Source organism: Arthrobacter sp. U41 (assembly GCF_001750145.1).
Classification (GTDB): Bacteria; Actinomycetota; Actinomycetes; order Actinomycetales; family Micrococcaceae; genus Arthrobacter.
On record NZ_CP015732.1, the window covers coordinates 863,548 to 876,369 of the forward strand.

Sequence of the window (12,822 nt, forward strand, 5' to 3'; positions counted from 1 at the left end):
TGGGGTGCCGTCGCAGGATCCTGATGGGCGGCTGTGCTGTTCCCGGCGGGCTTCGCGTGGCACGATTACCGAAGAGGCATGAACCGGGCCGAACTGAAGTCCGGCAGAACCACCGAGCCAGTTGAAGGATCGACCATCAAAAGAGAACTGAAGGGCGTCGCGGACGCGGCCGAGGACATCACCAACTCGCGGACCCTTGAGCTAGTCGCCCGGGCCGGTTTTGCCGTGAGCGGCATCCTGCATTTGCTGATCGGACTGGTCGCGATCCGGCTCGCCATGGGCGGCGAAGGCGAGGCTGACGTCAGCGGGGCAGTGGCGCAACTCGCCAGCCAGCCGGCCGGGCCCGTGCTGCTCTGGAGTTCCTTCGCGGCGTGTGTGGCCCTCGCCGTGTGGCAGGCGAGCGACGCCATTTTCGATTTTGAACACCTGCCGGCCAAGAAAAAGGCTGCCAAAAAGGCCAAGGCCGGTCTCCAGGCCGTGGTCTACGCCGGACTCGCCGTCACCCTGTTCTCCTTCGCCAGCGGCGCCGGCAAGGATCACAGCAGCTCCACGAGCGACCTCACGGCGTCCGTGATGACAGCCCCCGGCGGTTACGCGCTGCTGCTCGCCGTCGGCGCGGGCGTGGCCATCGCCGGAATCGTCTACGCCATCCGGGGCTTCCGGCAGTCCTTCGCCAAACACCTCCGCCTCCCCGCCGGGCAGAAGGCACGCTCCGCGGTAATCATCCTCGGCGTCGTTGGCTACGCCGCCAAAGGCATCGCCCTGTTGCTGGTGGGGCTGCTGGTCATCATCGCCACGATCAAAGTCCACCCCGAGGAATCCACCGGGCTCGACGGCGGCCTGAAGGCCCTCCGCGACCAGCCTTTCGGCCTGTACATCCTTGCGGCGATCGGCATTGGCCTGATCTGCTACGGCATCTTCATGATGGTGCGGGCCAAACTCGCCAAGATGTAATGCCCGATGCCTATGTCCTGTCCGGGACACTGATCTCGGACGGGCACACCTTCGCAGATTCCGTTGTCGCGGTGGCTGGCGGTCGGATCGCTTACGCCGGGCCCCGGAGCGGTTTCAGCGCCGCGGGCTTCCGGGGCGCGCGGGAGCTGAGGCTTCCGCCGGGCGGCTCGATCCTTCCCGGGCTCGTTGACCTCCACTGCCACGGCGCGGCGGGCGGCGGATTCCCCACCGGCGACAGCCGGGCGTGCCGCGCCGCCGTCGGATTCCTGCACCGCAGCGGAACTACGACGCTGCTGGCCAGCCTCGTCTCGGCGCCTGCGGAGGAGCTCGTCCGGGGAATCGGCGTGCTGAGGCCGCTCGCGGACGAAGGCCTCATCGCGGGCATCCACGCCGAGGGCCCGTTCCTCTCCCGGGCACGCTGCGGCGCGCAGAACCCGGAGTGGCTCCGGAACCCTGACCCGGCACTGCTCCGCCGGCTGCTGGACGCGGCCGGCGGCACCCTCAAGACCATGACCTATGCCCCAGAACTGCCCGGCGCCGCCGAGCTGGTCAGCATGCTCACCGGGAACGGCGTCACGCCCTCGCTGGGGCACACCGACGCCGGCGACCGCACCACCGCAGACTCCCTGACCGGCGCGGCCCAGTCCCTCAGGGCTGGCGGGGCTGCCCGGGCCTCCGGGGCCGCGGGCGCCGGAACGGGCCCGCGGCCGACAGTGACGCACCTGTTCAACGGGATGCCGCCGCTCCACCACCGGAGCCCCGGGCCGGTGGCGGCGTGCCTGCGTCTGGCGGCCGCAGGCACCGTTGCCGTGGAGCTCATCGGCGACGGCGTCCATCTGGATCCCGGGACGGTCCGGATGGTGTTCGGGCTCGTCGGCGCCGACAACATCGCCCTGGTCACCGATTCCATGGCGGCCACCGGCCTGCCCGACGGCGACTACGAGCTCGGCCCCTCCGCCGTGGTGGTGCGCGACGGCGTGGCGTCGCTGAAGAGCAACGGGGCCCTCGCCGGCGGCACGGCCACGCTGCTGGAGGTGGTCCGCCGGACCATCGAGGCCGGAGTGGCGCCCGCAGACGCCGTGAAGGCTGCGACCCTGGTTCCGGCCAGAATCCTGGGCCTGGAGACCGAAATCGGGAGCCTGAGGGCAGGAATGCGCGCCGACATCGTGGCGGTGGACCGAGACTTCGGGCTGGTCGAGGTCCTGCGCGGCGGGCAGCCCCTGGTCCGCCCCGCCGCCCGAATCAGGGCTTGAAGTCGTCGTGGACCACAACCCGGGACAGCTCCATCGTTCCGTCCGGCAGACGCCAGAAGTGCAGCCGCCGGGCCGATGCCACGTTCTGCTCGATTGCCGCGCGGAAGCACTTTGCCCCGTCCCCGCGCACCACCTGGGCGGTGTCTCCGCCCGGGTTCGCCCGCAGCGGGTGGACCTCCCGCGCCGCGTTCCGTTCCGCCGCCCCCGTCAGGACCTCCACCGCGGCCTTCAGTGCCTTCGCCACCACGCCCGGCTCGGTGAAGCTGTAGAGGGACGCCGCGAACTCCGGGCCCGCCGTCCAGCCCGGGGGCAGCGCCTGCCGTGCCTTCTCGGACGCCGGAACGTTTTTGGCCCAGGCGAGGTACACATCGTGCCGCAGGCGCTCTCCGGAGCTCGCGAACAGCCCGTCCGAATCCGCAGCCAGCGCACGTTTGAGCGAGGCCTGTGTGCGGCGCTTGTAGGCCTTGAGGCCCAGGAGTTCCTCCTGCCGCCGGGAGAGCCGGACCTCCGCATCCGCCAGCGCCGCACGGGCCGACTCCGCGATCAGCTGTTCCGCCGCCAGTTCCAGCCGAAGGGCGTCCTGCTGCCGCTGGAGGCTGACGATCCCCGCCCCGGCCCGGCTGGCGGCTGCGACCAGTTCCTGCAAAGCGGCGACCTTCCCCCGTTCAACTTCCAGCTGGAGCTGGGTGCTCATCAGGGCCGCCGACGGCTTTGGGGCCGGGCCCGCCGCCACCGCGGAACTTTCCAGGTCCGCGGCTCCGGGCGCCCCGGTGACGTTTGCGGACCCGGCCGGGAACGTCCGGCCCGAGGTGGACTGCTCGGCGAGGTTCCGTCCGGACCGCAGCCAGGGGGTACCGCCCGCCAGGAGCGCGGGCGCCTCGACGACGTCGGCGTCATCATCGACGTCGAGCAGCGACAACGCCACGGCGCCGTGTTCCCGCAGGAACCGCGCCACCACCACTTCGCCCTCCGTCACCAGGCTGTCCACGGTGTCGAGGGGGTTGGAGGAGACCCGGGCCTGTTCAACGGTCCAGCTGGAGCCCGGGTAGAGGGTGAGCCGCGTGTTCCTGGAGCCGACCTGTTCGGCCAGGGCGAGGACGAGGTCTCCGGGGCGGTAAAGCTCCGCGAGCCGGGGTGCGGTCTTCAGGCCGTTGATGTCGAGCGTCCTGTCCTCGTCGTTGAGATCGCCCTCGACGGACTGGCCGAGGTCCAGCATCCAGTCGAGGCGGACCGGGGGAACCACGTGCTCGCGCTGGATGGTGCAGCAGCTGCCGTCGCCCAGTTCGATGAGGGCCCGGGAACCCGCGCTGGCGAAGGCTTTGACGGTGCCCTGGACGCGCCGGGGCCTGGCGCGGGCTGTCGCCGGCTTCGGCGGGACCACGGTGATCAGGCGCAGCACGTCCTCGATGATGTCATCGGCCGCGCGGGCAGCCGTCTGGCGGTCGCGCGCCATTCGGAGCGGCCTTCGGTGCACGTCCGTCATCCAGCGAAGATCCTCCGAGTAGACGCGTGCCGCATTGCCGAACACGTGGGCCCCGGCCGGCAGGCTGTCGCCGAAGGCATAACTCTCCGCACCGTTTTCAAGCCAATAGACCTCGGCCAGCTCCCCGACTTCCCGGGCGATATGTTCCACGTCGATCCGGTTGCCCCGCTGCTCCGGGTGCCAGGAGATTACCGCCGCCGGTTTGGTCCGCCCGGCCGCCGTCAGGCGCAACGCAAGTTCTTTCCCCGAGGTGACAACCGCATAAGCCTGTTCCATAACGAATCCCCAATCGCCGGTGCGGACGTGCGTGCCGCAGGTGGTGGGGAAGCCGGCAGCTCCCCCACCTTGAGTAGAGCAGGAGGGGCCGACAGTTTGAGCGGGTCCTGACGACCTAAGCGGCCCGGCGGCCTTGAGTGGGGATTCGCGGGGGGCCGTTACCCCCGCGGCACGGCGATGACCGCCAGGGTCTGCTGCTGCCCGTTGCGCATCTCGACGCTGGCGATGTTGGAGAGCTGCAGGGGCGTGGCTCCGGTGATCCTGACCCTGCCACTGGGTGTTGCCGTCCACGCGCAGGCGCGGTCTTCGACGCCGTCGTTGTCCTTCACCCAGAGCGAGAAGGTGCCGTCCACCGGCAGGCTCCGGCCGTCGACCGCGAGCTCGGTGCCCCAGGTCTTCTTCACCATGCCCACCGTGAGCTGCAGTCCGTCGCTGGCCTGGACGGAGTAGCTGGCGTCCGGTCTGGGCGGCGGGTTGACCAGCGGCGCGGCCAGGATCCCGAGCGCGAGGCACGCCGCGGCCGCCGCAGCGAGCGCCGCGGTCCAGCGGCGTCGTGCCTTCCGGCGGCGCGTGGACAGTTCCTCGAGCATGCGCCGCGGCAGGGCGGCCGGCGCGGGATACGGCGTCGACGGTTCCCGCCCGGCAGCGGCAGGAGCGGCGGCGCCGAGCGCGACGGCGTCGGGCACCGGGAGCGCGTCCAGCAGCGCCGGAAGGCTGGCGAGTTCGTCCAGCTCCTGCCGGCAGTCAGCGCAGCTGCCCAGATGCTGCTCAAAGGCGGCGGCCTCCTCAGGCTCCAGACCGCCCAGCAGGTAGGCGCCGAGCGGCCGGTGCGGTTCCGTGGCGTTCACCGTTCCACCCCCATCTCGTCAAGGATCGTCCGGAGGGCCCGCACGGCGTAGAACGCTCGGGACTTCACTGTTCCGCTCGGGATATTCAAACTGACCGAGGCCTCCCGGACGGTGTAGCGGCGGTAATGGAGGGCCACGATGACCTCCCGGTGCTCCGCGCTGAGCCGCAGCAGCGCCTCTTCCATCAGCACCCGGTTGAGGAGTTCGTCGACGCGTTCTTCGCCCTCGGCCGGGTCGGCCAGGTCCCGGTCCGCCGTTTCGCGGGGCCGGCGCTGGGCCTTGCGGTAGTTGTCGATCATGATGTTGCGGGCGGTCCGGAACAGGTAGCTGCGCAGGCTTCCGGTGATGTGGGGCGCCTGCTGCCAGACCCGCAGGACGGTCTCTTGCACCACGTCATCCGCCAGTTGCGGATCCCGGCAGGCGCTGAGGACGAACCTCCTGAGGGCCGGCCCGTGGTCGCGGTAAATCGCCGCCACCACGTCTTCGTCCAGCGACATGACCGTCCTCCCCTGGCTCGTGGGCTTCTGGGCTTTGTGCCTTTATGACGTGCGGACCGCCGGAACGGTTCAGGCGCGCGTTTTCCGGGGTGCAGTCCACTGCCTGCTGTGAACCATTCTTCCCCCGGGGGCGTCGTAACGGTTAGCGCCGGCCGTGCCAGATTGGCCGGTTCGAGTCAAGGAGCAGCAAGATGAAAAAGCACCTCAGCATTGGCCTGTCCGCTTTCGCCCTGGCGGCAATGCTCTCCGGCTGTGCCGGCACTGGCGGGACCAGCACTTCCACGCCGCCGGCGGCCGCGACGACGGCGCCCGGCAGCGTTGCGGCGACGTCGGGCCCGGCGTCGACCTCATCCCCGGCCGCGGCCGCCACGGACCTGAAAGTCGCGGACTCTTCCGCCGGCCGGATCGTGGTCGATGGCAAGGGGATGAGCGTCTACTTCTACACCAAGGACGTCAGGGACTCCGGGACGAGCACCTGCACCGGCGGCTGCCTCGAGGCCTGGCCGCCGGTCCTGGCCGCCGCTGACACGCCAACGGCCGAAGGCGTCACCGGCACCGTGGGCACGCTTGCCACCCCTGAGGGCAGGAAGCAGCTGACCATCAACGGGATGCCCGTGTACTACTACGCCAAGGATCTGGCCGCCGGGGACATCCGGGGCCAGGGCGTCGGCGGCGTCTGGTACCTCGTGGCCCCTTCAGGTGACATGATCACCGCCGCCGCCGGGTATTAACAGCCGGGCCCGGCGGCCTTCAGGCTCAGTCGTCTTCGACCTCGACCTCGAACTCGACGGCGGCGAGGATCTCCTTGGTGTCCGGGTGGATCATGACCGCTTCCTGTTCATCGTCCAGCATGAGGAACTCGCCCTGGTCCGTGGTGAAATGCCACGCCAGGGTGGTCTGGCCGTCGTGGTCATAGTTGGGATCACCCATCGTGATCTTCAGGAGCGTGTGGCCGGCCACGTCGCAGAGCTCGCGGATGATCACCTCGAATTCCGGGGTGTCGAGCAGCTCATCTTCGGCGGCCTCGGCCTGGCGCTCGGCCAGGTTTGGGATCCGGGATACGCGCTCGGCGATGTGGCGGTCGAGTTCCTCCTCGTCCAGAATGAGGAGGTCCGCCTGGTCCCGGAGCCAGGCGGCGTTGAGCGCGGTGAGATCTTCGGTTTCCAGCAGGGTTTCGAACTCGCCGTCGAGTTCTTCCAGGTGCCGGACAGCGTCCGGGATGACGTCCGCGCCGTCGTCCAGGTCCGCGTCCCGGTCCAGATACGCGTCGGCTTCGTCCTCGGAAAGGGAATCGAAGGCGGCGGCGGTGCGGTTGAAGAGGTCCAGGTGCGCGGCGGCCCCCATCCCTTCGAGCCCGGCCCGGATGTAGGCGTCGATGTCCTCGCGTTCGGGCGCGGTGAACACGTACTGCGCGAACCCGCCGCCGAGTGACTGCGTCAGGTAGAAGTCGACGTAGTAGCTGCGCAGGGCGTTCGGTGCGATTTCCCCGAGGTCGAGCAACTCCGCGTACATGGCGTTGACGACGTCCACGTTCGCGTCAACGACGTCGGCGTCGCTGCCGTTGATGCTCTCCCGCGGCAGGACGGCGGCGTAATTTGTGGCGGGAAGGGTGGTGGAAAGGCCGTTGCTCATGGAAAATCCTCACTGCTGAAGGCGGGTGCCGCTCCGAACCCTTTTACGGTACGTGGCACCGCCGGCACAGCGGTTGAGCCTGAGCTGAACGTCCGGCGAAGTTTGGGTGTCCCGGTCGGCGCCTCCCCTGCCCTGGATATCCACATGGACGGGGAGCGACGTACGGGGAGTCCGGCCAGGCTCGCTAAGATGGATCAGATGACCAACTGCTGAAAGTAGTGCGCACATGCCATCCCATCCGGACGAGAGTGCGGCACTGGCAATACAGACTCCCGCGATCAACGACCGTTCCCTAGCGGCCGGACTTGCCTACGCCATGGGGAGCCGTGTTTCCGGGATTTCCTTCGATCCCGCCACCGGGCTCATGCTCGGCAAGGTGCGGGGCGGCTCCGACGTGCCGTATTCGACGACGGCGAAGCTGGTCCGCAAGGCGGGCGGCTGGAGCTGCACCGTGGGCGTCTGCAGCTGCCCGGTCCGGAAGGACTGCAAACATGTGGCCGCGCTCTTGTTCTCGGCCGAAGACAACCCCGCGATCCGGGTCCAGCTGCTCGCTCCCGCCGATTCCAGCCGGCTGTCCCGGCAGGCTCCCGTCCTTGAAGTTGCGGACTGGGAACAGGCGCTCAGCCCGCTGATCGCCCGGCCGGGAATCACGCAGTCCACCAACGGCATCCCGCTGGCGCTCCAGTTTGAGATCGAAGAACCCGCCCCGCATTTCTCCTACACCGGCCGGCGGGATCCGCTGCGCAGCGTGCGCCAGCTGAAGGCGCGTCCGGTCATCATGGGAGCCAAGGGCAAATGGATCCGCGGCGATGTCTCCTGGAACACCCTGAGCTACCTGAGCTACCGGCGCGAATGCAATGAGGCCCACGTCGAGTGGATGCAGGAGTTCCTCGCCTCGCACACGGCCCAGGCCAACCGCCAGCACGCCGGGACCGGGCTGTGGCTGGGCCTGAACACCTACGCCGGCAAGAACCTGTGGAGCCTGCTGGCCCAGGCCGGGAAAATCGGCGTCGCGCTGGTCCACAGCCGGGGTCCGGAGCCCGTACGGCTCGTTGAGCAGCCGGCCGCCGTCGGGCTCAACCTGACCCGGTTCGGCGCCGCGCCGGTCCGCACCGAGGGGGCCGACGCGGACGACGTTGCGCCGGCTGCCGGCGGGGACGAGGGCGGACTGTCCCTCGCACCGACCATCACGGTTGAGGACCGCGAGGTCGATCCGGCTTCCGTCGGGACCATCGGGCGCCCGGCCCACGGGATCTTCCTGACATCCGGGGCGGACGCCCTGCCGGGAGTCGCACCGGCGGATTCCGTCATCACGCTCGCCCCGCTGGAAAGCGGGCTCAGCGAGGAGCTCCTGACCTTCGTCACGGCCGGAACCACGCTGCACATTCCGGCCCGCGATGAGAGCCGCTTCCTGACCGGTTTCTATCCCAAGCTCAAGCAGAGCGCCCGGGTGACGGCCTCCGATGAGTCCGTGGAACTGCCCCAGCTCGCGGTTCCCACCCTGTCGCTGCTGGCGAACTATGGCGCCGACCACCGGGTCCGGCTGCACTGGGAATGGCATTACAAGTCCGGCAAACTCGTCACGGCCCAGCCGTTGTGGCGCCACCCCGGCGATCACGGCTATCGGGACGATGCTGCCGAGGCCCGGATCCTCGAAGCCGTGGGGCAGCCCTGGGACGTGGTGCCGGCTCTGGGCGAGTCCGCCACGGGCGGCTGGGGTACACCGCGGCTGGCAGCTTCGGCTGAACTCAGCGGCCTGGACACCCTGGCCTTCACCGAGGAGCTGCTCCCTGCGCTCCGTGAGGTCCCCGGCGTCGCAGTGGATACCTCCGGCGAAATCGCCGACTACCGGGAGGCCGAAGAGGCGCCGGTCGTGGCGATCTCGACCAAGGCCACCGACAGCCGGGACTGGTTCGATCTTGGCATTGTGATCACCCTGGAGGGCCAGCCGGTCTCCTTCGCGGCGCTGTTCTCCGCCCTCGCCGCGGGGCAGACCCGGATGCTGCTGCCCAGCGGCGCCTACTTCTCGCTTGACCTCCCCGAGCTGCACCAGCTCCGGGCGCTGATTGACGAAGCCCGCTCGCTGCAGGACAACCAGGGCAACAAGGATGCGCCGCTGCAGATCAGCCGCTTCCAGGCCGGGCTCTGGGACGAGCTGGCCCAGCTCGGCATCGTGGACGAGCAGGCATCGGCCTGGCGCGAGGCGGTGGGCGGGCTGCTGGAAGGCGGCGTGAAGGGCCTGCCGCTGCCGGCAACGCTGAACGCCGAGCTGCGCCCGTACCAGCTGGAGGGGTTCAACTGGCTCAGCTTCCTCTACCGCCACGGACTCGGCGGGGTGCTGGCCGATGACATGGGCCTGGGCAAGACCGTGCAGGCGCTGGCGCTGATCTGCGCCGCCAAGGTCGCGGCAGGCGTTCCCGGTGTAGCCTCCGACGGCGGCGCTGCCGCGGCGGGCGCCGCTGCCGCCGGAACTGCTGCTCCTGCGGATCCTGCTGGTGCCGTGCCCGGCGCTGCGCCCTTCCTCGTGGTGGCCCCCACAAGTGTCGTGGGCAACTGGGAGGCCGAGACGGCACGGTTCGCGCCCGGCCTCACGGTGCGCGCCATCAGCGAAACCTTCGCCAAGAGCGGCTCGGACCCGGTTTCGGCCATGGCGGGGGCGGACATCGTCATCACCTCCTACGCCCTGTTCCGGATCGACTACGAGGCCTACGCCTCCAAGGAATGGGCCGGCCTGGTGCTGGACGAGGCGCAGTTCGTCAAGAACCACCAGTCCAAGGCATACCAGTGCGCCCGGAAACTTCCGGCGGTGTTCAAACTGGCCATCACCGGCACCCCGCTGGAGAACAACCTGATGGAGTTCTGGGCGCTCACCTCGATCGTCGCGCCGGGGCTCTTTTCCAGCCCGAAGCGGTTCGCCGAGTACTACCAGAAGCCGGTCGAAAAGAACGGCGACAAGGCGCAGCTGGACAAGCTCCGGCGTCGGGTCCGTCCGCTGATGATGCGGCGCACCAAGGAGCAGGTCATCCACGACCTGCCGCCCAAGCAGGAGCAGATCCTCGAGGTCGTGCTGAACCCGCGGCACCAGAAGGTCTACCAGACCCACCTGCAGCGGGAACGGCAGAAGATCCTGGGCCTGATCGATGATGTCAATAAGAACCGCTTCACCATCTTCCAGTCCCTCACGCTGCTGCGGCAGCTCAGCCTGGACCCCTCGCTGATCGATCCATCGCTTTCCGGGGTGCGGTCCAGCAAGCTCGATGTGCTCTTCGAACAGCTGGAGGACCTCGTGGCGGAAGGGCACCGGGCCCTCATTTTCAGCCAGTTCACCGGCTTCCTGGGCAAGGTCCGCGAGCGGCTCGTCGAGGAGAAGATCGAGTTCTGCTACCTCGACGGCAGCACCCGCAACCGCACCGACGTCGTCAATGAGTTCAAGAACGGCGCCGCCCCGGTGTTCCTGATCAGCCTCAAGGCCGGCGGCTTCGGCCTGAACCTGACCGAGGCGGACTACGTTTTCCTGCTGGACCCGTGGTGGAACCCGGCTTCGGAGGCGCAGGCCGTGGACCGCACGCACCGGATCGGGCAGGCCCGCAACGTCATGGTCTACCGGCTCGTCGCCAAGGACACCATCGAGGAAAAGGTCATGGCGCTCAAGGCCAGGAAGTCCCAGCTGTTCGCCGACGTCATGGAAGGCGACGCCCTCTCCGGCGGGGCGCTCACGGCGGAGGACCTGGCCGGGCTGTTCACAGACTGACGGGTTTCGGCCGTGGGGCAGCCGCCGGTCTGCCCCACGGAGCCGGGCCAGAAAAGTCGTCGTCTCCATCTCGGCGTCTGACTCACCGGCTTACTGCACATGGCCGAAGTTCCCGCAACTCGGCCGCCACGGACTCCGAGCCGACCTCGGAGACGTGAGCATCTAACATCTGCTAGCCGACTACCGTTATGGACACCACGTCCAGTGGAAGTTAATATCCGATTGCAGAACCTAAGAGAATAGGGAATGGTGATGCTCCTTCACCTGCTTAGGGGCATCCGGGCATCTAAAGACGCGTTGTTACAGTGGTCCGAGTCAATCACGGACCTACGGATCCAGTGTGGCTACGACTTTTGCGGCCGATCCGGCCCATGACTGGGTCCGGGGGTTTGGGCTGCTCTCCCGCTCAGCTCATTACCGAACTCAATCGGCAACGCCAGGCCCAGAACAAGGAACAGCCGTCGGCACAGCGCGGGGTTAGCGCCTTGAAGCGATAATTTCAGCGACCATGTCTAACTGCCGCTCGTCGGCCAAGGCTGAGCCGACAGCAACGGTTGCCGCTCCAGCGTCAAGGAAGGCCGTGGCGTTCGAAGCGTCGACGCCGCCCGTGGCCACGAACGAGACATCGGGAAAGGGGCCCCGCATGGCCTTGAACCATGCGGGTCCGAGTACGGATGCCGGAAATGCCTTCACTACGGAGCAGCCGAGCCGCACAGCTGTCTGAATTTCACTGGCCGTGGCTACACCGGGCAGGTGGGGCAGGCCTGCTTCCCTGCATAGTTTGACGATTTCCTCATCGAGTCCGGGTGCCACGGTAAAGGCCACGCCGAACTGCACACATTTAAGGACCTGCTCGGACGAAATAATGGTCCCCGCTCCGACCATTTTGCCCCGCTCCGCGCCGGCTTTGACGACGGCGGCAAGAGAGGGGATTGCGTCCGGGGATTGAATCGGCACTTCCACCAGATCAATTCCCAAATCCCAGGCCCTTGTGGCTAGAGCGACCGATCGATGGGGATCCATATTGCGGAGGATGGCCATTACCGGCTGCCGGTGGATGATGTCGATGACTTCAGTCGTCATGTGAAGTTCCTTTGAGTAGGAGCAGATGCAAGTTGTTGAGATGGGAAGGGCCTAGCCGCATGTTCGCCCAACCTTCATCTTCCACGGCGCTGACTGCAAGGATGTCCTCGGCAGCAGGCATTGAAGGCAAATCACTTACGTGCTGCAGCGTGAGCCCAGCCATGAGATGACCGAGACGAAGCGATCGCGGAATATCAAATTTGCGCACGAGCCCTGAAAGAAATCCTGCCGCGAAAGCATCGCCGGCTCCGACAGGTTCCACGACGTCGGTTTTCAGCGCAGACTGGAAAGTTGCGAGACCCTGAGCGAAATGCGTCGCGCCGATAGCTGCGTCCTTAACTACGAGGTGAGCAGCGTCGGGAAGAATTTCTCGCACGTCTTCGGCCCGTGGTGTGCCCCAAAGAGTCTGGGCTTCATCTCGACCCACAACGACTATGTCGGCACCGCGGGCCAGCTCGAGGAGTCGGGGGGCAGCGTCGGCTTGCGACCAGAGGGCGGGCCGGTAATTGACGTCAAAACTGACCAGCCCGTCCCCCGGATTACGGTCGATGACCAACCTCTGCATAAGGTCATTAGCGCTGGCCGAAAGGGCGGCCGTTATACCGGAAACGTGGCAGAGCGTACGGCTTTCCAGGCGCAGGTGGGGTAGGTCCGCCGGGCCTAGGGCGGACGCAGCAGATCCGGACCGGTAGTAATAGACGTGGCTGTCTTCGTCGTCCCGATCTTTGAAGTAGATGCCCGTGGGGCGTGTCCGGTCTACCGCGACGTTCTCGAGAGAGACACCGCGCGCCCGCAGGAACTCGCAGATTATCCTCCCGAAGGGGTCGTTCCCGACTTTGCTGAACCATTCGACGTCGTGCCCCAGGTGGGCCAGCCCGGCGGCTACGTTGCTTTCGGCTCCTCCGACATGAATGCCAACGTGCCTGTTCTGCTCCAGGGAGCCTTCGTCAGGGGTGAGTAAAACCATCGTTTCCCCAATGCACAGCAGCTCCGGCACTTTGGTCGCCGCCGTTCTTTCTCTGATCATGCTAAATTTCCCACGCCC

Annotated in this window: 10 protein-coding genes; 4 read left to right on the forward strand and 6 right to left on the reverse strand. The window is 67.6% G+C overall.

Features of this window, described 5'->3' with window-relative positions; genetic code table 11:
- Window positions 1-78 precede the first annotated feature (78 nt).
- A complete protein-coding gene (locus ASPU41_RS04115; protein ID WP_069949848.1) occupies window positions 79-954 on the forward strand; it encodes a DUF1206 domain-containing protein in 876 nt (291 codons plus the stop codon).
- Window positions 954-2,207, forward strand: a complete 1,254-nt coding sequence (gene nagA / locus ASPU41_RS04120; protein ID WP_069949849.1) for an N-acetylglucosamine-6-phosphate deacetylase — start codon at window positions 954-956, stop codon at window positions 2,205-2,207. The genes ASPU41_RS04115 and nagA overlap by 1 nt, the downstream gene beginning before the upstream one ends.
- Here the strand turns inward: nagA and ASPU41_RS04125 are convergent.
- The 3 genes from ASPU41_RS04125 to ASPU41_RS04135 all read right to left on the reverse strand — a co-directional run bounded on the left by ASPU41_RS04125 (window position 2,197) and on the right by ASPU41_RS04135 (window position 5,311).
- Window positions 2,197-3,966 (reverse strand): hypothetical protein, encoded by a 1,770-nt coding sequence (locus tag ASPU41_RS04125; protein WP_069949850.1) that lies wholly within the window; start codon window positions 3,964-3,966, stop codon window positions 2,197-2,199. The genes nagA and ASPU41_RS04125 overlap by 11 nt on opposite strands.
- Before the next feature lie 158 nt (window positions 3,967-4,124).
- Entirely contained in the window at window positions 4,125-4,814 is a 690-nt protein-coding gene (locus ASPU41_RS04130; RefSeq protein ID WP_069949851.1) for an anti-sigma factor family protein, read from the reverse strand.
- Window positions 4,811-5,311, reverse strand: a complete 501-nt coding sequence (locus tag ASPU41_RS04135; protein ID WP_069949852.1) for a sigma-70 family RNA polymerase sigma factor — start codon at window positions 5,309-5,311, stop codon at window positions 4,811-4,813. Before ASPU41_RS04135 ends, ASPU41_RS04130 begins: the two co-directional genes overlap by 4 nt.
- Before the next feature lie 191 nt (window positions 5,312-5,502).
- On the opposite strand from ASPU41_RS04135, the gene ASPU41_RS04140 reads away from it, so the two are divergent.
- Window positions 5,503-6,042 (forward strand): COG4315 family predicted lipoprotein, encoded by a 540-nt coding sequence (locus ASPU41_RS04140; protein WP_069949853.1) that lies wholly within the window; start codon window positions 5,503-5,505, stop codon window positions 6,040-6,042.
- Window positions 6,043-6,067: 25 nt separating this feature from the next.
- Here the strand turns inward: ASPU41_RS04140 and ASPU41_RS04145 are convergent, their stop codons facing one another.
- Window positions 6,068-6,943, reverse strand: coding sequence for a DMP19 family protein (locus ASPU41_RS04145; protein WP_231941168.1), 876 nt, complete (start codon window positions 6,941-6,943; stop codon window positions 6,068-6,070).
- Between the two features lie 226 nt (window positions 6,944-7,169).
- On the opposite strand from ASPU41_RS04145, the gene ASPU41_RS04150 reads away from it, so the two are divergent.
- The gene (locus ASPU41_RS04150) at window positions 7,170-10,694 is read left to right on the forward strand and encodes a DEAD/DEAH box helicase (protein WP_069949854.1); all 3,525 of its coding nucleotides are present in this window, start codon (window positions 7,170-7,172) and stop codon (window positions 10,692-10,694) included.
- Between the two features lie 477 nt (window positions 10,695-11,171).
- Here the strand turns inward: ASPU41_RS04150 and ASPU41_RS04155 are convergent, their stop codons facing one another.
- Both ASPU41_RS04155 and ASPU41_RS04160 read right to left on the reverse strand, forming a co-directional pair.
- Window positions 11,172-11,777 (reverse strand): bifunctional 4-hydroxy-2-oxoglutarate aldolase/2-dehydro-3-deoxy-phosphogluconate aldolase, encoded by a 606-nt coding sequence (locus ASPU41_RS04155; protein ID WP_069949855.1) that lies wholly within the window; start codon window positions 11,775-11,777, stop codon window positions 11,172-11,174.
- Window positions 11,767-12,804 (reverse strand): sugar kinase, encoded by a 1,038-nt coding sequence (locus tag ASPU41_RS04160; protein WP_083266354.1) that lies wholly within the window; start codon window positions 12,802-12,804, stop codon window positions 11,767-11,769. The genes ASPU41_RS04155 and ASPU41_RS04160 overlap by 11 nt, the downstream gene beginning before the upstream one ends.
- Between the last annotated feature and the right edge of the window lie 18 nt (window positions 12,805-12,822).